The following is a 23,494-nucleotide window of genomic DNA, read 5'->3' as shown; positions in this document are numbered from 1 at the left end:
AGATGTGTGGGTGAGCATTGGTGAAACATGGTAAAAAGAACTCTATTGGTAAAAATGCAGTTTATTTGTTTTATAGCACAATCTTTTCTAGTGGACTTAACGCTGTAACACTTGTGATTTTGGCAAAGTATTTGGATTCTCAAAGCTATGGAATGTTTAGTATTGCGTTAGCTTATGCCTTGATTATGGGGTACTGTACGGATGCCGGAATAAGTGTTGCGGTACTCCGTGAAGGTTCTAAAAAAGAAGTGAGTCTAACTGCTCTACTCTCTTCCTTTGTTAAAGTCAGGCTTGTGTTATTGGGGATTACACTTCTAGCGGGGTATTTCCTAATCCAGTTGCTCTATCAGAATCAGCCAGAACTAATGAAAATTATGTATTATTTAATGTTGCCTATGGTGACAGGGTTGGCGCTTCAGAGTATTAGTATTACTTACTTTCAACTAATAGAAGAAATGCAATATTTAGGGCTGATTCGTATTTGTTCAGCCCTGCTGCTTGTAGTTTCTGTTTTAAGTGGAATGATGTTGTCGTTGCATCCGTTCTTAATTTGCTTGTTTTATGGTTTTTCGTATTTACTCGCAGGATTCGTAGGGATTCACTTGGTAGCAAAGAGGACCACGATCCACTTTAAGCATGCATTCCATAGAGGATTGTTAAAGAATGTGACGTCTTTCATTATTAGCGGTTTGCTGGTCGTTCTCCTACCACAGCTCGGACCCATTGTGTTGGAAAGGACATTAACACTAAAACAGGTTGGTTTTTTTGCTGTTGCCTATCGTATACCTTCTGCACTGTACCAAATTCCAGGCGTACTAGCAGGTGCATTCTACCCGGCACTGTTTAAGAGCTATAACGGCAAAGGTGAGGCGGAGCACTTGCAGCTAAACCTACTTCAACTAAAAATGATGGCATTAACAGGCATGGCGATGACAGTATCCTTTTTTTATATACCCGAACCCTTAATTAGTACGTTGTTTGGAAACGAGTGGTTATCCGCTTCTAACGCTTTGCAAATTTTGTCTTTAATGCTCGTACTGCAAAGTATTAATGTGGCGCTAGCTGATGGGCTGACCACGAAAGCTCTGCATTATCGGAGAACAGCAATTCAGGCAGCAGCACTTCTAATTGGAATTGGTTTCTATGTTGGATTTAGTCGTCAGTATGGTATAGAAGGTGCAGCATGTGCTGCAGTGGGGATCGAGCTGGTTTCCTTAGCAGGGTATTGGTTTTTAAATCCAGCTAAGAAAGCGTTGGCGGTGAACATGTTAATTCCTTATTTATCATTTTTTATTGTTTTATTTGTAATCATGAATTATTTCTTCTCCGAATCTCCTGTGCTAGCTGCAAGTCTTCATTTACTGTCGTTAACAGTGATCCTGGTAGCTGATAGAGAGTTACTGCATAAACTAAAGGGGTTCATATATAAAGAAAAAAGAGCGGAAGAAGAGACGACAGAGCGGGGGATAGGGGATGGGCTTTCTTAAATCTGTCACTCTGAAAGAGCGGCATACCGGTCTGTTTTTATTACTTTTCACCTTCATGTTAAGTAATTATAACGTATATATTGGTTTTTATTTAAAGCCTTATATGATCTTTTTATGTATTTTCTTACTCTTTCATCTCTCTTCATTTTCGTTTCAAAAGATGTACTCATACGAAATAGTGTTAATTTTATTTTATTTGTTTTACGTTTTCACTGGCGCTTTTTCAGCATATCCTTTTGCCAGCATTCGTATGATGGCGGGTATTGCTCTACTGATCGGCTTTTATTTTATATTGAAATTTGTCTTGAAAATGTATTCTAATTTCGCAATCCAAGAGGCGATTGCGAAATCCGGTTTGCTTTTTAATGCTGTCAGCCTGCTGCTGTATATAGCTGGCATCAAAAAAACGGGGTTACAAATGACGGAGGAAATGTCGGTTAGTTATGGCGTTCTCTTTGACAGGGATTATCCAAGGTTAGTCGGTCTGCTGCAAGATCCCAATTTGTTTGTGTTCTATAACTCTATATTTTTTGCATACTTCCTAACGAATATGACCACTGTCAGGAACAAAATCGGATTTACATTATGCATACTTACAACGGTCTTAACTTTTTCAAGAGGCGGTATTTTGGCAATGCTTCTCATAATTATGATCTACATTGTAATCAGCAATTCTTCTGAAAGATGGAGAACGATGACGACGATAGGCGTGATTTTCATACCAGCTGCGTACTTTGCAATATTCATTATGAAAATTGATGTAGGCGCGCTCCTTGTAGGAAGAATTGAGGACTTTTCGAATGATGGAGGAAGCGGCCGCTTTGAACTATGGGGACGGGCGTGGGAATACTTTTTAGCGCATCCTGTTATGGGAATTGGAGCAGATAACTTTATCGAATACAACAACGTTCATTATGGCGAAAATCTGTACACACATAATACGTTGTTACAAATTTTAACGGAATCCGGTTTGCTAGGATTTGTTATGTATTTCATATTTCTTCTCCTAGTATTTGTTCAGCTATTGAAAAGACGCTTAATGAAGCATCATACGTATTTACTTTTAATCTTCATAGCATTTCTATTGCAAATTATGTCCCTTTCTCTAATTATTCATGAAGTATTTATTCTTTACCTCGCTATTCTCTCGATAACTCTTCAACGGGAAGAGAACGTGCAGAGAAAAAATACCCCCTCAGATATCGAACGCTCAACTGACTCTCTAGGAGGATACTGGAAATGAATGTGTTATTAATGACGGATAAACTCACAACAGGTGGAGCTGAAAACTACTTTTGTAAATTGGAGAATCAGTTAAAGCATCCAGAGCTTGTTTTTTACACAGCAGCAGGACCAGGAGAGCTGTACGAGCAAATCAACAATAAAACAAACTTTAGTCACTTATCGCGCCATAATCATCTTGCGAACTTAATAACAATTATGAGAAGGGTAGTAGAATCCAAGATTGATGTAATTCATGCAAACAGCTTGAGAATGGTCTTGTATGCCGTAGTACTAAAAAAAATACTCCCTAAAAAGCTATCGATTATCTATACAAAACATAATATTACGATGATGGAAAAACGCTTTCGCAACATCTTTGTTTCGTTAGTAAATCGTCATCTGACTAGAGTTATAACAGTCAGTGACGATGAACGATTGAACCTGTTGCAACTGGGTGTTCAGCCAGGAAAAATTACAACAATCTATAACGGAGTAGACTTACAAAAGTTTATGTATCATCCGAAAAAACAAACAGACATCTTTAAGGTTGGAATTCTCGCAAGACTTTCATCAGAAAAAAATCATGAATTGTTTCTGGAAATTGCAAAGAAGCTCAACAATGATCAGCATATACAATTTTATATAGGCGGGCAGGGGCCGGAATATACAAAAATCAATCAAATGATTGAAAATTCGGGGCTGACAAAGCAAGTGCATATGATGGGAGACATAAAGGATTCAGAGAAGTTCATTAGAGATATGCATGTGCTTCTTTTGACTTCTCATCGTGAAGTATTCCCAATGGTTATTCTTGAAGCGATGGCTGTTGGAACTCCAATCATTTCAGTGAATGCAGGCGGCATTAAAGAAGCAATAAATAGCGACAAAATGGGATTTCTCGTATCTGACTACTCGGTTGAAAGTTTTTGTAATTACATACACGTGATGAAAAACAATCCTTCATTAAGATTGAAAATGGCGGAGGATGCTAACCAGCGGGTTCAGAAGAATTTTTCCTCAGAAAAAATGATTAACGCAACGATGCTGCAGTATTTATAGAAAAGATTAGAAACAAATGTTGTAACTATAATCTTAAAAGAGCGAAGTTGTCTAAATGGGTGGGGGTTGCAATGATAAGGAGTAGCGAAAGGCGAACTGGAAAAATGTCACTTGTGTTATTCGATATTGCGTTAATTCATTTAGGTTACTTTACTGCTTCTTTACTTTTGAATAGTGCTGCCTCTCCTTTAGATAATGCTCAATCAGTAACGTATATAGCAGCGTTGACGTGCGGTGTTTTGTATCTCTTCGGATTTTATTTGGATTTGAAGCGAAAAGGATTTACTCCGTTGATCTATATAATCCTATTTTCTATAACTATCGTTGCATTTCTATCGGTTTTGGGCGGCAGTTATTATCCTATGCAATATCTTTCACTCGAAGTCGTTTTAACCGCTAGTTTGATTCATGTCATTCTTTTGATAGGCAGTCGCTTCATTTTTTGGCGAATAGTCAAGGGCCTTCATGGGCAGAAAAAGGTGCTGATTGTCGCTAATGATGAAACCAGTGGAATCGCACTAGCTGACAAGTTTCTTTCACATCACAAAGGTTGGTATATCGTCACTGGTTTGTTTCTAGCAAGTGGAAAAAAAAGACTGGAAAATTCTTTGCAAGAAGTCGATGTAGTACTGATTAGCCCTTTGGTCGATGAAAAACAAAGAACGCGACTCGTTAGTTTATGTGTGAAGTATGAAAAGGAAATACTGATTGTTCCCCAGTTCTTTGAAGTGTTTATACAAGGATCCACTCAGCAGCAAGTGGATGATATGCTTGTTCTTTCCATTCCGGTGGTGGAATCTACCATCGTCAAACGAGTATTAAAACGTACTTTTGACGTAGTTGGTTCCTTTTTATTGGTGGTGGCCACTAGTCCGGTAATGATTAGTTTATGGATGTTAATCCGATTAACGTCTAAAGGTCCGGCATTGTTCAAGCAAGAACGTCTTGGAATAAACGGGCAGCCCTATCTGATTTATAAATTCAGAAGCATGGTTCAAGATGCGGAAAAAGAGACAGGACCAGTGTTGGCGACAGCGCGTGATTCAAGAATAACCCCTATTGGTAAATGGATGCGTGCTACACGACTGGACGAGTTACCACAATTGTACAATGTCGTGAAAGGGGAGATGAGCCTGGTTGGACCACGACCTGAGAGAAAGTTTTTTTGTGATCAATTCCAACGAGAAATGGCGGAATACTCTTACAGGATGACTGTGAAACCAGGATTAACAGGACTAGCGCAAGTAATGGCAAAGTACGCAACGACTCCTGAAGATAAGCTGAGATTTGACTTGTTCTATATTCGCAACTATTCACTTGGAAGTGATATTAAAATTGTACTGCAGACTATTCGAATACTCTTTCAGCGAGGGCAAGCAAGAGGAGTGGGAGAAATAAACAATCGGAAGAAAAAAGAAATTATTACAACTACTCGGTCATAATCAGGCTTCAAGTTTATAAAAGGGGATAGTACATGAATATCTTATTTATTACTCATCGAAAGCCGAAAGTTCCTGGAAAAGGAGATCAAGTGAGAGCGTTTCAGCAAATAAGAAGTTTATTGGGTAAAGGACATACCGTTCACTATCTATATCAAGAAAATGACGAAGCATACTGGTGCTGTGCTGCTTCTTTAATGAATGGTTCGAATGAAGAAAAGTTCAAGATGAAAGCAAAAAACAACAATTTTTCAATAATAAGAAGCTTTTTCCTTAAAAAATATCCATTAAGTGTATCGCTCGCTTCATTTCCTATTTTAAACGTGCTCCTTGAACGGATTTTAAGTGAAACGCATTATGACATCATACATGTTCAATCGAAAATGCTTCATAACTTCCCTTTATTAACCATTCCAAATTCGAAATTGATTGTGGACTATATTGATGCAATCAGCCTGAATTTGGAAAGAAGATACCGGTGGTCAAAAAATCCATTCGAAAAGCTGGTCGTTGGGGGAGAACTGGGGAGAATGAAAAAGTATGAAATGTTCATAAAAACACAAAGTTCCAAAGCCATTATCACCTCTCTGGCAGATAAGGATTTTCTTCATTCAAGACGGGTCAGTGAAGTAGATGTAGTTCCAAATTATATAGACTTGTCCTACTTTTACCGGAATCCTTTGGAAAACAGAAAGAATGCTTTAGTATTCACTGGAACTATGAACTATGCCCCGAATGTAGACGCAGCGAAAAGGCTTGTGAAAGAGATTTACCTTCCACTTAAAGCAAAAATCCCTGATTTGGAGTGCTGGCTAGTAGGGGCCAATCCTGCAGCTGACATAAAAAAATTGAACAAGATCCCAGGCGTTGTCGTAACGGGATTTGTAGAAGATATTAGACCGTGGCAATGGAAGGCGGCTGTATATGTTTGCCCTCTGCGTTTCGGTGCTGGCCAGCAAAACAAAATCTTGGAAGCAGCAGGTCTTGGCTGTCCGATTGTTATGAGTACGATAACCAATTCAGGAATTGGTTTTACACATCAGGAAGAGGCCTTTGTTTGCGAACATAATGACGAATTTGTAACGCAGATTGAACGACTTTTGCACGACCATGAATTGGCGGAAACTGTAACTGTGAAGGCGAGCGATTTTGTGTCGGAGCATTTTTCACAGAAAAAAGTGACTGATCAATTAATTGGAGCATATACAGCCTCGTAAACACCTTAAAAAAAGTGAATAGGAGAATCAGAATTGGAACTAATTTTACTATCTGGTGGATCTGGAAAGCGCTTGTGGCCATTATCAAATGAGTCAAGATCGAAACAATTTCTGCAAGTGCTTGCTGATGATGAGGGTCTGATGGAATCGATGGTACAAAGGGTGTGGAGACAGCTGGATAAGGCTGGTCTGCAACAATCTACAATGATTGCTACAAGTAAGTCCCAGGTAGATGCAATTCAAAATCAAATTGGTTCCGATATTCCACTTAGTATTGAACCGGAAAGAAGAGATACTTTTTCGGCTATCGCCCTAGCTGCAGTCTATTTATATTCTGTCAAAGGGATTGGGTCACAGGAAGTTGTTGCAGTACTTCCTGTGGATCCGTATGTCGAAGAAAGCTTTTTTTTAAGAGTAGGTGGTTTGGAAGGTGCACTAAAACACTCCAACGCAGATCTTGCGTTAATAGGGAAAAAGCCGACATTTCCGTCAGAAAAATATGGCTATCTAACTCCTAAAAAAGACTGTAATCATCTAGGCTATTTAGAGGTCAGTCACTTTAAGGAAAAGCCGACTCACCAGCAAGCAGCACATTTAATAGAGCAGCACGCTTTGTGGAATACAGGAGTGTTTGCGTTTAAGTTGGAATATATTCTTTCAATCCTTGAAGAACGGGGATTGCCAGTCGTATATGAGGAACTATACAACCAGTATTCGCTTCTGCCTAATCGCTCGTTTGATTATGAAGTTGTTGAAAATGCAAAAAAGGTAATTGCTATTCCTTATGAAGGGGATTGGAAAGACCTTGGTACATGGAACACGCTAACTGAAGAAATGTCTACAAATAAAATTGGTAATTGTGTAATGACTACAAATTCCACAAACACGCACTTAATTAACGAGTTGGCTATTCCTATTGCAGCAATCGGTGTGAATGATCTAATTATCGCAGCAAGCCCCGATGGTATTCTGGTATCGAAAAAAAGTGAAAGTCCGCGAGTTAAAGAACTTTTGGATGGCGTGAACAAAAGACCCATGTATGAAGAACGACGGTGGGGTTGGTATCGCGTACTCGATCATATGAAGGTGAAAGATGGGGCAGAGGTATTAACAAAGCGTATTTGTGTAAAGTCCTCTAAAAATATTAGCTATCAGAAACACAGCTATCGACAGGAAGTTTGGACAATCATTAAAGGAACTGGGGAGTTTGCGCTTAATGGCAAACTGTATTCCGTGAAGGCGGGAGATGTGCTTCAAATTCCAATAGAAGCAGAGCACGGTATAAAGGCAATGACAGATTTAGAATTTATTGAAGTTCAATCGGGTTCTAAGCTTATAGAAGAAGATATATTTCGCATATACATGAAATGGGATGAGGTGGTGGCGCATTGTAGTGTAGTTGTGAGCTAGGAAAGCAGATGATTCAATGAAAATTAAAAATGTACGAATTCGATATATGGCTATCTTTGTCATCAACATTACCATTGTTCTTTATTTAATGTGGAACACCGAGATATGGGGGAGTGCACATGTGGTACAAAATAACCTAAGTCAACAGGAAGACACGGTTGCGGTAGAAGACTTCATAACAAATGAGAGCGGTCAAACAGAAGATTACTCAAAGGCAATTCAGCAGGCTATCGACTTTTGTGCTTCGCAAAAGAAAGAGAAAGTAAAGTTGAGAGCCAATAAAGTATATACAATCAAGTCTGGCTTTACCGTTAAAAAAGGAGTGGAATTAGAGTTTGGAACGAATTCTGTCCTAGCGGTTAAAGGGAACTATCGAGTATTGACGGTTGAAAAGGATTCGGTAATTAGGAATGGAACGATTCAAATAATGGATCCAGTCTTTCAATCAGAAGTTATTTTTCTAAAAGGTAACGATCAGTACGATGCTTCGAATAAAACTCGAGTTGAAAATATGACAATCATTAATAAAAGTAAAAGCAACAAGGGCACGGGTCTTTCCCTTTATGCTAAAGGTAAATGGCACAATATTAGCTTTGTTCAGTTTGAAAACATCTCAATAGTGGGCTTTAAAACAGCCATCCAACTAAAAGCTGAGAATCCAGGAGCTGGGACATATAGTTGGATTAATGCGAATCGTTTTGGAAATATGACGATAGATGATTGTGTGATAGGGATCCACATCATAGGATCCATTACCATTCCAAATGAAAGTTCCGGGAATCTCTTCACGGGGCTGCAAGTGCAGTTGACGGAGCGATCTAAACGATTAGTACAGGCAGACAGCTCGTATAATAAGTTTGACGGGATGGTTTGGGACGCACAACGCGTTATAGGTTCCGAACCGCTTGTAGTATTTTCAGCAAAAACAGAAAATAATAAATTGGATATGAATGTAGCAGCTAATCGAATCAGTGATAAAGGGCGAGATAATAAGTATTGAACAGAAAACGATTCATAATTTGAATGGCTAAGTGTTCATAGAAGCATGATGATAAGCTGAAAAAGTATTGAAGTTACGTGAGTTCAATGAACTGAGACTTTAGGGAGTGCCGTTCCCTGAAGTCTCTTTTAGTTTAAAGTTTGAGAATTCAGGGAAAGATACAAGGATAGTTAGGAATATATATTAAAGTGAATGGGAGTGATTGAAATGACGATTCAAGATGGGAAGTATCCAAATAAGGAAGACTTAGAGCCTAAAGTGCCGAAGCCAGGGAAACCAGCAGGACCAACGGATGAGTTGCCGTTATCAGATCCTGCCGACTCAAATTTCACGCACGAATTCCGGGAAAATGAAAAAGACAAAACTGCGGAGCATGCTCCTTCTGCATATACGGAAAATGAAGAGAACCCCTCAGAACGGAACCACAACGAAAAAGCTCACACGGAATGGAACGAATCCAAACGGAACACATAAGCCAGCTGACACATCCAGTCAGCTGGTTTTTCTGTACGATTAAAAGGGGATTATTTCTCTTGGAAGTTTAAGACTAAGAGGTTTACCAATCTCCATTTGTAGGAATAGATGACTAGACTATTTACTGGAATGGAGGATTTCAATGTTCAGAGACCCGTACTATTCAAACCTTTTTAGCTGGCTACCTGACCTGCTGTTAGGCATTATCGTACTCATCATTGGTATTATCATTGCTAAAGTTGCCGAAGGTGCAGTTGTCAAAGCCATGAAGAAAGGTCGCATGAATGAAAGATTGAACATGCAACACCAGAAGTGGAGTGCCGACCGAATCGCTGGAAAAATTGTATTCTTCGGTATTTTACTGCTTACCATTCTCATCTTCTTTAATATGATGAACCTCAATACCATTTCTTCACCGTTCTTGAATGTATTTGCAGGACTTAGTGGTGCGGTTCTCGGTATTTTGAAAGCAGGACTCATCCTATTGCTTGCGTGGGCACTTGCAACTGTCGTGAAAAAACTGATTCTGTCTGCTGGACACAAAGTGAATGTGCATAAATATGTCTCTAAAGTAGGCGGATCTGCAGAGTCGGTTGATAAAGCACAATGGATTTCGACGACTGCGAACGTTGCCTTCTACTTGATTTTACTTCTATTCATTCCGGCAGTATTGAATGCGCTAGGGTTAAGTGGCGTAAGCGGTCCGTTTGAGAACTTGTTAACAGGGTTTGTCGCATTCATCCCTAAGCTCGTTGGGGCGGCACTCATCTTTGTAGTAGGTTTCCTGATCGCTAAAATTGTCCGCATGATTGTGACGAACTTGCTAGAATCGATCGGCACAGACAAAATTGCAGATAAACTGAAAGTGTCTTCTGCTGTGAAAGGGACGAGCATTTCAAAAGTGATCGGAACCATCGTATTCGTTCTGATTTTGATTCCTGTGACGATTTCAGCGCTTGAGGTTCTGGACTTGGAAGGGATTTCCCAGCCTGCCATTGCGATGTTGAATGACATCATGGTCATGCTTCCTAAAATCATCGTCGCGATTGCCTTGGTACTCGTAGGTGTGTATGTCGCGAAATGGATTAAAGGCGTTGTGGAAACGTTACTTGCAAATCTCGGTGTGGACTCCCTATCGAATAAGATGGGTGTGAAGACTAACGCGCGTGCCGGTAGTTTCACTGTATCCTCCGTCATTGGGACAATTGTTCAAATCGTAGTCATTCTATTGTTTGTTGTAGAAGCGCTTCAAATTGTACAACTCGCGTTCATGGTGACGTTAGCAACTGCAATTTTCGCTTACTTGCCAATGGTTCTTGCCGCAGTTCTTATTCTCGCAGTAGGTTTCTGGCTTGCGAACCTTGCTGAGAAGTTCATCGGAAGTGTGATGCAGACGAAGCAAGGGAATCCGCACATTCTCCGCTATGTTGCAAAATATGCAATTCTCGCATTTGCATTCTTCATGGCACTTAGTCAGCTTGGGATTGCACCAGCAATCATCAACGCTGCATTCATCCTGATCTTGGGTGGCGTTGCTCTGGCATTCGGACTTGCATTCGGACTTGGAGGACGTGATCATGCATCACGCTACTTGTCTAAAATGGAGTCGAGCTTGCAAGATGCGGATGTTTCCAAAGAAAATTGGGAACAGCAAAAAGAGGAAATGAAGCAAGATGCAGAACAAGCAAAGCAACAGGCGAAAGATGGAATGAATACTACAAAAGCTCAGATGCAACAAGAGAAACAACAGATGAAACAAGCAACTGAGCAAGCTCCGCCGATTCCACCCTCTGATAACATTCCTGGCGATCCTGAAGCCGGCTTAAGAGGACCTGTACATTCTGATGTAAATGACGTTCCACCAGCTGACAACTTCGGAGGGAATGATCCAATTACGTTCACAGAAAATGACGTCGATACAGGTTATAACGAAGTGGAACCAGGTGAAGAGTATCCATATAGTGACCACGAGGAGCGCAGCCGTTTCAACAAAGAAGCTCATGAGCAGTGGAACAACCAGAAGCCTAAGGACGATCATAATCATTAAATACGATAAAACGCGCAGTCGGGAAAAATCCTGGCTGCGCGTTTTTCATTGAACCAACTTATGATGGAAGGCATAAATGACCGCTTGAGTACGGTCTTGGACTTCGAGTTTTGAAAGTACATTACTGACGTGCGTCTTGACGGTTTTTAATGAAATGAACAGCTCATCTGCAATTTCCTGATTGGACTTCCCTTGAGCGAGGAGCAACAAGGTTTCGAGCTCGCGCTGCGTCAACTCTTCATGAAGAGGTTGATCAGATCCGCCACTCCGCATTTTGGCCATCATTTTCACCGTCACTTCGGGCTCCAGAACAGTTTGACCTTGGACAGTTTCACGAATTGCTTGAGCTATTCTTTTGGCATTGGATGTTTTCAAAATGTAACTGGCTGCCCCTGCTTCAAGCGCTGGATAGACTTTATCGTCATCCAGGAAACTTGTGACGACGATAATTTTCGCTTCAGGCCATTGTTGGATGATTGCTTTTGTTGCTTCTGCACCAGTCATGATCGGCATGACCATGTCCATTAATATGATGTCGGGCCGCAATTCAAGCGCTTTTTCAACGGCTTCCCCGCCATTGACCGCTTCCCCGACAACTTCCATATCTGGCTGAGTCCCTAGATAAGCAGATACACCAATGCGAACCATTTCATGATCATCTGCGAGTAATACGCGTATCATCGGCTTCTTCCTCCTCTGTCCGAATCGGTAATTTCACTTCGACAATCGTTCCTTGCGAAGGAACGGATACAATTTTGCATACGCCCCCGATTTCAACTGCGCGCTCTTTGACGTTCTGAAGACCGTAAGAACCACCTTTTCCGCCAGATTCACTGAATCCTATCCCATTGTCTTGTACTCGGAAAATCGCTAGACCATCACGTTCGACGCATACGACATCGACCTCCGTTGCTTGTGCATGACGGAGGGTGTTCGAAAGCGTTTCCTGTGCAATGCGGAATAAGTGATCTTCTGCACCTTTGGAAAGAGGGACGTCCTCGAGTCTGAATCGAATTGTGAACGTCACTTTTTCCCGAAGTTCGGTCAGCAATTCTTCAAGACCTTCTTTTAGCGACTTGCTATTGAGGACTGCTGGGCGCAAATGAAGGAGTAATGCACGCATCTCCAGTTGAGCTTGTTGCACCATCCGTTCCACTTGGAGCAGTGGTTTTTGGAGTGCTGTTTCATCGGGTCTTTCTGTAAGGGACGACAATAGCATGGAGGCTGCGAACAATTGCTGAGAGACGGAGTCATGGAGTTCACGTGCAAGTCGTTGGCGTTCTTCTATCAGCCGTTCTTGGATGATCTGATCTTGGTCCTCGGCCCGTTGATCAGTAATACGCTGCAAACTGCGTTTTTGTGTCTCCAATACTTCTGATACGGAAGCGATTGTCCGATTCAGTTTGCGTGAGATGTTTTTGTTCGAAGAAGTAAGTCCTTCTTCTGCGAGTTGGTTGAGTGTCCGTTCAATCGTCTTTTCCTTTGAGCGCGCAATGCTGTACATCCAGAAAGAAAACAACCATCCGATAGTGATCGGGAGCACGAGCAGCCAAATGCCGATTGGTACTTCGAGTAAATTCTCATTGTACAGGTGTTGCCATTCGAAGGATGGAGTGTATTCGATGATGTAAAATAATCCCCCGGCACAGACTGTGATGAATAGTGTTGATAGGAGAATCCCTCGCCAAAAGAGTCCGGTCATTTCCGAATCACCTCGACATCCCCGAATCGGACGGATAGTGAGATGATAAGTTCAGCTTCTTCGCCAATCGATCGGTCGTATCCATCTTTCATATGGATGGATTCGTTCAACAAGCGCTTTGGTGTTAAATCGAACAGACGACATTCACCGAACAAGGCGGAGCAATGGATACGCACAGGGAGGTCATATGGCAACTCAATTTTCACACGACCGAACCCTTGCCGGATGGAGATGAAAGAGGTCTGCTTTGGCAGCACCGTGTCGGTCACATCGATATAGAAATCGCCAACGATCCCTTGTACATGGACATCTTGCCATTCATAAGAAGTGAAAGGGGTCGACTGGCTGGAGAAAAGCCGGTCTTTCCAAATACCGTTCTGTGTTTCCCGCGTCGTTTCTTTCAGTGGCCGCATAATTTCTTCGGCAGGTGTGCCTTTCCATAAGCGGACAACAAGATAGAGCAGCACGCCGAATATGAGCAAACGCAAACTCCACAATGAGAGCAAAGCGATCACGATAAATATCCCGCCTATGATGACCAGCCATTTTGAGCGACGCTGCAGGCCGAAGTATAGGGCAATGGCACCGAAAAAGAAGAAGATGACGTTCCCGTTCCCGAACAAACCAGCTTCCACAAATACGATAAGCGCAAACGCCATGATCCATAACGTCATCCGTTCTGTTTTGCTCCGCTTCATTTCACTTCTTCTCCTTTCTCGATGTCAGTACTAAGTTATACGGGGTAACCTACCCATTTGCGAGATGAACCCGCTCGTTCCGCGTGACAACCCACTCATTCTACGTATCAACCCGCACGTTTCCGCGGTAATTCACCTTCTCCTACGCATATCCAAGGTCGCGACCAATTCTTCTTTCCCTCATTCAAAACCAAGCCTGATTGGTGTGCTCCGCTTCGCTGCGCATTTAGGGAGGAGGAGTGTAGGAATTCGGATTTCCGATGTAACCCGCTCAATTGTTCGGGCAACCCGCCCGTTTCCCCGCGGAACCTGCTCGTTTCCACGCTGAACCCGCTCATTCCGAGGAGGAACCCGCTCGTTCCCACGTTGAACCCCGCCCCCAAGCAATCCCGTGTCAGAAAAAAGAACTGCCGGGCGGTCAAGGATGTCCTTGATGACCCGGACAGCTCGTTGCCGTCTTTCCAGTTTACACGATTTTCTCGATGGTTGCTTCTTCTGCTGTCAAATCTTCTAGACGGCGACGCATGGATGCGATGTCATCATCCTTGGTCGTGGCACGATTTCCAGGCTCATCGGAAGAAGGCTCCAGATCTGCAGAGAAGATGCGATCCATCCGGCTGTTGGCGCGTTTTGCGTTTTCCTCTCCCATCAGCTTCAAACGGCGCACTTGCATGTCTTTCACTTTGTGTTTCATGCTTTCAAAACGGCGCTCCAACGCAATCATCGATTCCGTTGTTTCCACTTCAAGGGAACGCAATTCATCGCGGCGCCGACGATAAGCTTCTGCTTCGTCTTTCGCGTAGTGGATAAGCGCTTCATCTCCTGTCGCTTCCGCTAAAGAAAGTTGTTCTGTACGTTTTTCGGTGAGCTGTTCAGCTTCAAGTAGTTCCTTTGTGACTTCATCGCGCAAAATGCGTTGGCGCTCCAAAAGTTTCCCAACTGCTTTCGTTTGTTGCTCGGCTTCCTTGATGGTTTCATTCAATACATCTGCGGCATTTTGTGTCTTGTGTTTGGCAGTCAGTTGTTCAATATCGTCTTGAATTGCAAATTTTAGTTTGTACCATAGTTCGTTCATCAAAAGCCCTCCTTATTTAGTGAATTCTTTCCATTGTTTTTCAAACTTTGCAAAGGGATCTGCATCGATCACATTGCTATTCGTACGTTGGTTCAGTTTCCATTTGCGCCATGCATAGTAAGCTCCTGCTGCAGCAAGAAGTCCGATGAATGCGGGGATGTTGGAAATCCCTGTCAGGACTCCGACTAATAAGAGGGTTCCCCAGAGAATGCGGCCGATTGTTGAGTCGCTTTTGCGGAAGTAGTGCCATCCGCACATGGCGGCTGCTGCTGAAATTGCAAGCGCTAGAATTGAGCCGATGTTAACAACAGCGACAATTGCGGCAATAATTCCTAACACAGCGAGTAGAAATTTTTTCATGGTATGTGGTGCCTCCCTTCGTTTGTATCCTAATGATAAGATGGAATGGAATTTATCCAAACAGGCTTGGTGTGGAGATTTGTCTCATACTTTAGGCTGAGTTTCAATCAAGTCCACGAAGCAAAGATTGAAACCGCTTTCAAAGATTGGTATAGTTATTAGAAAACTAGGACTATTCTAACGTTAGGAAGTGTCATGATGAGAGAGACTGTAATTGTTGCAGGAGTGCGAACGCCAGTAGGAAGAAGAAAGGGGACTCTGGCCAGCACACGCCCCGATGAACTCGCCGCGCTTGTATTGGACGAATTGATGGAACGAGCGGGTGTTGCGAAAGAAGAAACGGACGATGTCATTCTTGGCTGTGTGACACAATCAGGTGAGCAGGGCGGCAATATTGCACGGACAGCAGCGCTGATCGGCGGTTTCCCTATCACCGTTCCGGGAGTCACGATTGACCGTCAATGTGGATCGAGTCAACAAGCGGTACACTTCGCTTCACAAGCTATTGCCAGTGGGGATATGGACGTTGTGATTGCAGGTGGAGTTGAAAGTATGACACGGGAGCCCATGTTCTCCAATATGCACGGATCGAAGCCAAGCGGTAAATTGACTTCTCAATACGAAATCATTAACCAAGGTCTATCTGCTGAGCGAATCGCATCCGAATGGAAGTTATCGCGTGAAGATCTCGATCAGTTCGCGTTTGAGAGCCATCAGAAAGCGATGCGTGCAATAGATAGCGGACGATTCGAAGAAGAAATCGTTCCAGTTTCCGTCATGGATCAGGACGGAAATTCAAAGTTGTTTTCCATAGATGAAGGACCTCGTCCCGAGTCGACGCTAGAAGCGCTGTCGGGATTAAAAACGGTATTTGATGAAAATGGCGTCATCACCGCGGGAAATGCAAGTCAAATGAGCGATGGGGCATCTGCGGTGCTGCTCATGAGCAGAGAGAAGGCAGAGGCGCTTGGCGTCAAGCCGATTGCGCGGATTGTTGCACGAACAGTTGTCGGTTCAGATCCGACGCTTATGCTCACGGGTCCAATTGAAGCGACCCATCAAGTGCTGAAGAAGGCTGGGTTGAAGATTGAAGAAATGGATCTCTATGAGGTGAATGAAGCATTTGCTCCTGTTCCACTTGCATGGCTTGCGGAAACGGGAGCCGATCGTACAAAGTTGAACGTCAATGGCGGCGCGATTGCGCTCGGTCATCCTTTGGGCGCAACGGGAACGAAGTTGCTCGTATCGCTGATGCACGAATTGAAACGTTCTGGAGGACGTTTCGGGCTGCTCGCGATTTGTGAGGGGATGGGGATGGCCAACGCGACGATTATCGAAATGATCTGATCCCACTATTGAGGGGGCGAGGCGGATGAAACGCTATCGTTTTGAAACGGAGGAACATGTTTTATTCAGAAAGACGCTGCGTAAGTTTTTGGAGAAGGAAGCTGTGCCGTATTACGACGAGTGGGAACAACAGCGTCTTGTACCTAAAACATTTTGGAGCAAACTAGGTGAGATGGGCTTTCTTAGTCCTCAAATTGAGGAGCGCTATGGCGGTTTGGGACTGGATTTCAGCTACGGGGTCATTATTGGGGAAGAGATGGAGCGTGTCGGTGCAGGCCTGACAGGAATTGGTTTGCATAATGACATCGTCGTTCCATATATTGAATCGTACGGAACAGACGAGCAGAAGGCACGTTATCTGCCAGGCTGCTTGACGGCGGATTTCATCGCGGGAGTAGCAATGACCGAACCGGGTACGGGGTCTGATTTGGCGAGTGTCCAGACAACTGCGCGTAAGGAAGGCGATTTCTACATTGTCAATGGACAGAAGACGTTCATTACGAATGGCATAAATGGCAACCTGTTCTTGACTGTCGTGAAGACGAACGTCGATGCGGAGCCGAAGCATCGTGGAATCAGTCTTCTGCTTATTGAAGAAGGAATGGAAGGATTCACGAAAGGACGTAAGCTGGACAAAGTCGGGATGCATTCCCAAGATACAGCAGAACTCTTTTTCGAGGAATGTAAAGTTCCTGTTGCGAATCTGATTGGTGAGGAGAACAAGGGGTTCCACTACTTAATGCAAAAGCTGCAGCAAGAACGGCTCCTCGTTGCATTATCAGCTCAAACGGCTTCAGAAGACATGTTGGAGATGACGCTGGACTATGTGAAGGAGCGTCATGCGTTCGGCAAGCCGATCGGTTCATTTCAAAACACGCAGTTCAAACTGGCCGAAGCCGCAACGAAAGTGGAACTTGGAAAGACATTCTTGGAGTCATTAATCGAAGACCACATGAGTGGTGCAGACGTCGTTACGAAAGTATCGATGGCGAAGTACTGGATTACGGAAAGTGCCCGTGAAATCGCCACAGAATGCATGAAGTTGTACGGAGGATACGGGTATATGGAAGAGTACAAAATCGCTCGCCGCTATCGTGATATCCCGGTGACATCGATTTACGCAGGAACGAACGAAATCATGAAAGTGATCATTGCTAAAAATCTCGGACTTTAATTCACTTATAAGTCACGCTTGACCAATTCAAAGGACAAAGGGAGATGGCCATTATGATGCAAACACCACTCAATTTAACGTCGTTCATCCGTCGTGCTGAACAGTTTTTCCCGGAAAAGCTCATCATTTCACGTACCGCAGCAGATACGATTCACCGCATCCCGTATCGTGAATTTGCGAAACGGACGCGTAAGCTCGCAGATGCACTGACAAAACTGGGTATGCAGCATGGAACGAAAGTGGCGACATTCGGCTGGAATCATCATCGTCATTTGGAAGCCTACTTTGGCGTGCCTTGTACGGGGGCGGTTTTGCACATGGTCAATATCCGTTTGTCTCCTGAGCATATTGCGTATGTCATCAACCATGCGGAAGACGAAATCCTGTTGGTCGACGATAATTTGTTCCCGCATCTGGAGAAGTTGGCTCCGCTTTTGAAAACGGTGAAACACTATATCATCATGGGAGACAGCAAAGAGGTACCTGAGACGAGCTTGCCGAATGTCCATGCATATGAAACGCTCCTTGACGATGCTTCGGACACTTTTGAATTTCCGGAGGATTTGGATGAAAACACGCCGGCGGGCATGTGCTATACATCCGCAACGACGGGCAATCCGAAAGGCGTTGTTTACACGCATCGAGGGATTGTGCTCCACAGTTATGCACTCGGACTGGCAGATGCAATGGGACTAAATGAGCGGGATGTCGTTATGCCCGTCGTACCGATGTTCCATGTCAATGCATGGGGGCTGCCGTTTGCCGCTGTGTTCTTCGGTTCCACACAAGTGCTTCCGGGGCCAGGGATCATCCCGGATTTGCTGCTCGATTTGATCGAACAAGAGAAAGTGACATTGACAGCCGGCGTTCCGACAATTTGGCTGGCAGTCTTGAAAGCGCAAGACGCAAATCCACGTAATCTGTCTTCGTTGCGTGCCATCGTCTGTGGCGGTTCGGCTTCTCCGAAAGGTCTGATTCGTGCATTTGAAGAACGTTATCAAGTTCCGTTCATCATCGGTTATGGAATGACAGAAACGTCGCCTCTCGTCAGTTTGTCGGTATTGACGTCAGGGATGGATGATCTGTCTATGGATGATAGGATTGACATTCGGGCGCTGCAAGGGCTCGTGATGCCGGGTCTGGATGTGAAGATCGTCAACGAAAATGGTGAAGTTCCATGGGACGGTAAGACGATGGGGGAGCTTGCGGTTCGAGGCCCCTGGATTGCAGATGAATACTATAAGGATGAGCGGACGTCCGAAGCGTTCCGTGACGGCTGGCTGTATACCGGTGATATTGCGGTGATGACAGAGTTCGGCTATTTGAAACTGACAGATCGGACGAAGGATTTGATCAAGAGTGGCGGCGAGTGGATATCATCTGTCGACTTGGAAAATGCGCTTATGTCGCATGATGCTGTGTTTGAGGCGGCGGTAATTGCAGTGCCTCATGAGAAGTGGCAAGAACGTCCTCTTGGCTGTGTCGTGTTGGCGGATGGACAGGAAGCGAATGAGGCAATGAAAACGGAACTGTTGGAGTACATGGAAGGCCAGTTTGCAAAATGGTGGGTCCCCGACGACATCATCTTTATGGAAGAGATTCCGAAAACTTCTGTAGGGAAGTTCTTGAAAGCCGCGTTGCGCAAACAACTGGTGGAAACGAAGTAAACAGGAGAGAAGTAGCCCGTCTGGCGGAGAGTGCTGGACGGGTTTTGTTGTGCTGCAGTCATAGAATGGAAGCTTGTTCCGTAAACTAATAGAGATTAGGCGGAACTTGTAGCGGGGAATGTCGTCTTTATGACAAGTTATGTGTGAGGGTTATGATCAGAATTCGAGATTTATGAGCGGAATGCGAGGGTTTATGATCAGAATTCAAGATTTATGAGCGGAATGCGAGGGTTTATGATCAGAATTCAAGGTTTATGAGCGGAATGCGAGGGTTTATGATCAGAATTCGAGATTTAGGAGCAAAATCCGTAGTTTATGATCAAATCAGAAGTTTTATGAGCATTTCACTATGATCTATGAGTAATAGTAGCGGGCGTTATGCAATTTAGTTTCAACTAGTGATGGGAGGGTGAGGATGGAAGGATGGATCATGGAGTTATTGGCGGAATATGGTTACTACGGCGTGCTGGCGCTTATTTTAGTGGAAAACCTGTTTCCTCCGATTCCTTCTGAATTGATTTTGACGTTCAGCGGGTTTTTAGTGGCATCACACGGTTTATCAATGGGCTGGATGATTGTAGCGGCTACGACGGGATCGGTGATCGGAGCGATGATGCTATATGGTATCGGCATGTTTCTTGACGTTCCCCGGCTTGAACGTCTTACAGATCGCTATGGCCGCTGGCTCAGGTTGAAGCGGAAGGACATCCGTCGAGCTGACGCATGGTTCCACAAGTATGGACCTTGGACAGTGCTCATTTGCAGAGTGATACCGCTTGTTCGAAGTCTGATTTCGATACCAGCTGGAATGTCTGGGATGAACTTTCCTCTTTTCATCCTGCTCACGACTTTAGGAAGTTTGGTTTGGAACAGTGTTCTCATTTTTACAGGTGTAAAGCTTGGGTCGCACTTTGAATCGGTCATCCGATATATGGACATCTATTCAAACGTTGTGTATATTTTAATAGGAATTGGCGGAGTGGCTGCATGCATGTGGTATGTAAGGCTTCGCAGAAAGCGGGTATACTAACTTATGGATTTATTTGAATTTCTAAAAGCGCTGATATTAGGATTTGTTGAAGGAATGACTGAGTTTGCGCCTGTTTCATCTACAGGGCATCTGATTATTGTTGACGACATGTGGTTGAAAAGTGAAGAGTTTCTTGGGAAATATCCTTCCATCACATTTAAAATTGTCATTCAGCTCGGTTCAATACTAGCCGTTGTCGTTGTGTTCTGGAAACGGCTATTCAGTTTAGTCGGTCTCTATAAAGTGGATGGCCAGAAAGCGAGCCAAAGTTTCAACTTGCTTCACGTCATCGTCGGTATGTTACCGGCTGTAATCCTTGGGTTTGCGCTCAAAGATTTGATCGATGATTATTTGTTCGGTGTTGAAACAGTCATCTTTGCGCTTGTTGCGGGTGCGATTCTTATGATTGCAGCTGATCGTTTCGGTCCGAAGACGCCGCGCGTAACGACGCTTGACCAAATTACATACCGTCAAGCATTCACTGTCGGCCTTGTTCAATGTCTGTCACTCTGGCCAGGATTTTCACGCTCAGGGGCCACGATTTCAGGTGGTGTATTATTTGGAATGAACCACAGAACCGCAGCGGACTTCACATTCATCATGGCAGTTCCGATCATGATGGGAGCCAGTCTCGTGTCTGTCTTGAAAAACTGGGAATACCTATCGATGGATCACATTTCGTTCTATATCGTAGGGTTCATAAGCGCATTCGTGTTCTCATTGCTGTCGATCCGATTCTTCTTGAAACTGATCTCGAAGGTCAAACTCGTTCCATTTGCCATCTACCGCATCATACTCGCGATCATTTTAGCGATTATCGTTTTCGTTTAAGAAGCATACCCGCTCAGCAAGCGGGTTGCTTCTTTTTTCATGCTTGCATTTAAATTCTCTTGCCAGATAGAAAACTGATAGAATTAAAGAAAACTTCCGTGAAGACGAAGTTCGCTTGTTGAAGTAAATAATGTCTAGCGATTAAGCGATGGAAAAGGTGATCTGACAATGGCTGAGAAACTATTGATTATAGAAGATGAAGAAAGTATCGCTCGCGTTCTGCAACTGGAACTTGAATTTGAGGGATACGAAGTGGCGACGTGCCATACAGGGACGGACGGTCTCATCATGTACCGTGAGCAGGAATGGGATCTTGTTTTGCTTGACCTCATGCTGCCCGGTTTGAATGGACTGGATGTATTGCGACGCATCCGAGCCGATAAAACGATGACCCCTGTAATATTGCTGACGGCAAAAAGTGATATGGAGGACAAAGTGACAGGGCTCGATCTGGGTGCCAATGACTATGTAACTAAACCTTTCGAAATTGAAGAACTGCTTGCACGGATCCGTTCAGCGCTCCGGTTTTCATTTAAAGGAGCACCTGTGGCAACGGATGTTCATCTGCATGAATTCAACGGAATTTCAATTCACGATCAGACGCGGGAAGTCCGGTGTGGCGGTGAACTAGTAGAATTGACCCCGCGGGAGTATGATTTGTTATTCCATATGTTGAAACATCCGAATCAGGTATTGACGAGAGAGCAATTGCTGGACGCGGTTTGGGGGTATGATTATTACGGAGATACGAATGTAGTCGACGTATACATCCGATATGTAAGAAAGAAAATCGACCCGGAATGCGGTCCATCATACATCCAAACGGTTCGTGGGGTTGGGTATGCGTTGAAGGATTCACGTCATGAAACTTAAGAACAAAATCCACTCCCTTTCTACTGTAATGATGCTGATTTTGCTCATTCTAAGCAATTTAGGGATTTACTTCACGTTCGATCGGACACAGCACAAAACTGAATACAGTCAGCTCCTTGGAAGTGCCAAGGAATTAACGGTTGCCTTAAGTAAAATGACTGACGAAGAGGAAGCGGAGATTATTTTGCGCGCATATGTACCGCCGAATGGAGCTCTTCGAGTTGTAGATGAAAACGGGGACGATGTTTTGACTGTCCAATCCATGGAAGGATTGGATAATAAATTTCCGGTTCCTAAAAAAGGTGAAGACTATACACTGATTCCGTACGATGGCTACGAAGCCCTTTCGATTTCCATTCCTACCATTTGGCCGACTGGGGAAGTGGTCAATCTGGAAGTCACTCAAGTATTAACGGACTTGAAGGCGAATTTAAGATTGTTGAAAATGGTGATGATCGGAATCACATTGTTTGCGATGATCCCGATCATAATTTCAAGTATTACACTTGGACGCATTGTCACACAGCCGATTGAAAAGCTGATCCAAGCGATGACAGACAGCCGGCGGTCAGGTACGTTCCAGCAAATTGCAGTTCCTGAACATGGAAAAGACGAGTTGGCACAAATGGGTCAGACGTTCAATGAACTGATGATCCAGTTGGAACAGAACTACCGCAAACAGGAAAAGTTCGTATCAGACGCATCTCATGAATTAAAAACGCCAATTACAGTCATAGACAGTTATGCAAGACTGCTGGAGCGTCGCGGAATGGACAAGCCTGAACTTACAGAAGAGGCGCTGTCTGCGATTCGCAGCGAGACGAAACGTATGAAGGAAATGGTTGAACAAATGTTGGATCTTGCCCGTAATAATGAACCAGCTGCTTATGTGTTTGAAGAGACAGACGTCCGCTTGGTTATAGAGGATGCCGCTCGAATGATTACGAGCGCCTATGGAAGAGCCGTTCGGATTAAGGGGCCAGACCAGCTGAACGTATCCACAGATGGAATTCATCTGAAACAGCTCTTGATAATCCTACTCGACAATGCGCGGAAATATAGCGAGCGTGAAATCGATGTTGAGATGGAAGAGCTAAATGAGTATGTACGGATTTGTATCCGGGATTACGGAAAAGGAATCCCTGAAAAGGATATCCCGTTCCTATTCGATCGGTTTTATCGGGTGGATGAAGACCGCAATCGTAAAACGGGAGGCACCGGTTTAGGGCTTGCCATTGCAAACGAAATTGCGATTGGCTTAGGAATGAAGCTCGATATTGAGAGTGAGGAAGGGGAAGGGACGCAAGTAACGGTTTGGCTACTGAAAACGACCGATTCTCAGTGAATTCTAATGTCCATCTGATACGCTATGAGAGAGGT

Annotated in this window: 21 protein-coding genes; 16 read left to right on the top strand and 5 right to left on the bottom strand. The window is 43.9% G+C overall.

Annotated features, from left to right (window positions below; all coding sequences use genetic code 11):
• Window positions 1–20: 20 nt before the first annotated feature.
• The 9 genes from H9659_RS10435 to H9659_RS10395 all read left to right on the top strand — a co-directional run bounded on the left by H9659_RS10435 (window position 21) and on the right by H9659_RS10395 (window position 11,357).
• Complete coding sequence (locus H9659_RS10435) at window positions 21–1,487, top strand: oligosaccharide flippase family protein (protein ID WP_191690211.1); 1,467 nt, start codon at window positions 21–23, stop codon at window positions 1,485–1,487.
• Window positions 1,474–2,730 (top strand): O-antigen ligase family protein, encoded by a 1,257-nt coding sequence (locus H9659_RS10430; RefSeq protein ID WP_191690209.1) that lies wholly within the window; start codon window positions 1,474–1,476, stop codon window positions 2,728–2,730. The genes H9659_RS10435 and H9659_RS10430 overlap by 14 nt, the downstream gene beginning before the upstream one ends.
• Entirely contained in the window at window positions 2,727–3,770 is a 1,044-nt protein-coding gene (locus tag H9659_RS10425) for a glycosyltransferase family 4 protein (RefSeq protein ID WP_191690207.1), read from the top strand. Before H9659_RS10430 ends, H9659_RS10425 begins: the two co-directional genes overlap by 4 nt.
• Window positions 3,771–3,874: 104 nt before the next feature.
• The gene (locus H9659_RS10420; RefSeq protein ID WP_191690205.1) at window positions 3,875–5,212 is read left to right on the top strand and encodes a sugar transferase; all 1,338 of its coding nucleotides are present in this window, start codon (window positions 3,875–3,877) and stop codon (window positions 5,210–5,212) included.
• Between the two features lie 32 nt (window positions 5,213–5,244).
• Entirely contained in the window at window positions 5,245–6,426 is a 1,182-nt protein-coding gene (locus H9659_RS10415; protein ID WP_191690203.1) for a glycosyltransferase, read from the top strand.
• A gap of 33 nt (window positions 6,427–6,459) precedes the next feature.
• Window positions 6,460–7,836, top strand: a complete 1,377-nt coding sequence (locus tag H9659_RS10410) for a sugar phosphate nucleotidyltransferase (protein ID WP_191690201.1) — start codon at window positions 6,460–6,462, stop codon at window positions 7,834–7,836.
• 16 nt (window positions 7,837–7,852) lie between these two features.
• Window positions 7,853–8,836 carry a hypothetical protein gene (locus H9659_RS10405; protein WP_191690199.1) on the top strand — a complete coding sequence of 328 codons (984 nt, stop codon included), beginning with the start codon at window positions 7,853–7,855 and terminating at the stop codon, window positions 8,834–8,836.
• Window positions 8,837–9,043: 207 nt separating this feature from the next.
• Window positions 9,044–9,310, top strand: a complete 267-nt coding sequence (locus tag H9659_RS10400; RefSeq protein ID WP_191690197.1) for a hypothetical protein — start codon at window positions 9,044–9,046, stop codon at window positions 9,308–9,310.
• Between the two features lie 142 nt (window positions 9,311–9,452).
• Window positions 9,453–11,357 (top strand): mechanosensitive ion channel, encoded by a 1,905-nt coding sequence (locus H9659_RS10395; RefSeq protein ID WP_191690195.1) that lies wholly within the window; start codon window positions 9,453–9,455, stop codon window positions 11,355–11,357.
• A gap of 45 nt (window positions 11,358–11,402) precedes the next feature.
• Here H9659_RS10395 and H9659_RS10390 read toward each other — a convergent pair whose 3' ends face one another.
• From H9659_RS10390 to H9659_RS10370, 5 genes are all read right to left on the bottom strand, one after another.
• The gene (locus tag H9659_RS10390) at window positions 11,403–12,038 is read right to left on the bottom strand and encodes a response regulator (RefSeq protein ID WP_191690193.1); all 636 of its coding nucleotides are present in this window, start codon (window positions 12,036–12,038) and stop codon (window positions 11,403–11,405) included.
• Window positions 12,013–13,059 carry a sensor histidine kinase gene (locus H9659_RS10385; RefSeq protein ID WP_191690191.1) on the bottom strand — a complete coding sequence of 349 codons (1,047 nt, stop codon included), beginning with the start codon at window positions 13,057–13,059 and terminating at the stop codon, window positions 12,013–12,015. Before H9659_RS10385 ends, H9659_RS10390 begins: the two co-directional genes overlap by 26 nt.
• Complete coding sequence (gene liaF / locus H9659_RS10380; RefSeq protein ID WP_191690189.1) at window positions 13,056–13,757, bottom strand: cell wall-active antibiotics response protein LiaF; 702 nt, start codon at window positions 13,755–13,757, stop codon at window positions 13,056–13,058. The genes H9659_RS10385 and liaF overlap by 4 nt, the downstream gene beginning before the upstream one ends.
• 466 nt (window positions 13,758–14,223) lie before the next feature.
• Window positions 14,224–14,832, bottom strand: coding sequence for a PspA/IM30 family protein (locus tag H9659_RS10375; protein ID WP_191690187.1), 609 nt, complete (start codon window positions 14,830–14,832; stop codon window positions 14,224–14,226).
• Between the two features lie 12 nt (window positions 14,833–14,844).
• Window positions 14,845–15,192, bottom strand: coding sequence for a lmo0954 family membrane protein (locus H9659_RS10370; RefSeq protein WP_191690185.1), 348 nt, complete (start codon window positions 15,190–15,192; stop codon window positions 14,845–14,847).
• Between the two features lie 198 nt (window positions 15,193–15,390).
• On the opposite strand from H9659_RS10370, the gene H9659_RS10365 reads away from it, so the two are divergent.
• The 7 genes from H9659_RS10365 to H9659_RS10335 all read left to right on the top strand — a co-directional run bounded on the left by H9659_RS10365 (window position 15,391) and on the right by H9659_RS10335 (window position 23,459).
• Window positions 15,391–16,539 carry a thiolase family protein gene (locus H9659_RS10365; RefSeq protein ID WP_191690183.1) on the top strand — a complete coding sequence of 383 codons (1,149 nt, stop codon included), beginning with the start codon at window positions 15,391–15,393 and terminating at the stop codon, window positions 16,537–16,539.
• 25 nt (window positions 16,540–16,564) lie between these two features.
• A complete protein-coding gene (locus H9659_RS10360) occupies window positions 16,565–17,713 on the top strand; it encodes an acyl-CoA dehydrogenase family protein (protein ID WP_191690181.1) in 1,149 nt (382 codons plus the stop codon).
• Window positions 17,714–17,766: 53 nt separating this feature from the next.
• Entirely contained in the window at window positions 17,767–19,380 is a 1,614-nt protein-coding gene (locus H9659_RS10355; RefSeq protein WP_191690179.1) for a long-chain fatty acid--CoA ligase, read from the top strand.
• Window positions 19,381–19,795: 415 nt separating this feature from the next.
• A complete protein-coding gene (locus H9659_RS10350) occupies window positions 19,796–20,410 on the top strand; it encodes a DedA family protein (RefSeq protein WP_191690177.1) in 615 nt (204 codons plus the stop codon).
• 3 nt (window positions 20,411–20,413) lie between these two features.
• Window positions 20,414–21,241, top strand: coding sequence for an undecaprenyl-diphosphate phosphatase (locus H9659_RS10345; RefSeq protein WP_191690175.1), 828 nt, complete (start codon window positions 20,414–20,416; stop codon window positions 21,239–21,241).
• Window positions 21,242–21,409: 168 nt separating this feature from the next.
• On the top strand, window positions 21,410–22,114 hold the full coding sequence (locus H9659_RS10340; protein WP_191690173.1) for a response regulator transcription factor: 705 nt from the start codon (window positions 21,410–21,412) through the stop codon (window positions 22,112–22,114).
• Window positions 22,104–23,459, top strand: coding sequence for a sensor histidine kinase (locus tag H9659_RS10335; RefSeq protein ID WP_191690171.1), 1,356 nt, complete (start codon window positions 22,104–22,106; stop codon window positions 23,457–23,459). The genes H9659_RS10340 and H9659_RS10335 overlap by 11 nt, the downstream gene beginning before the upstream one ends.
• Window positions 23,460–23,494: the final 35 nt, after the last annotated feature.

Source organism: Sporosarcina gallistercoris (genome assembly GCF_014836415.1).
GTDB classification, from domain to species: Bacteria; Bacillota; Bacilli; order Bacillales_A; family Planococcaceae; genus Sporosarcina; species Sporosarcina gallistercoris.
The sequence above is the reverse complement of the archived record's forward strand: the minus strand, read 5'-3'. Positions and strand labels throughout refer to the sequence as shown.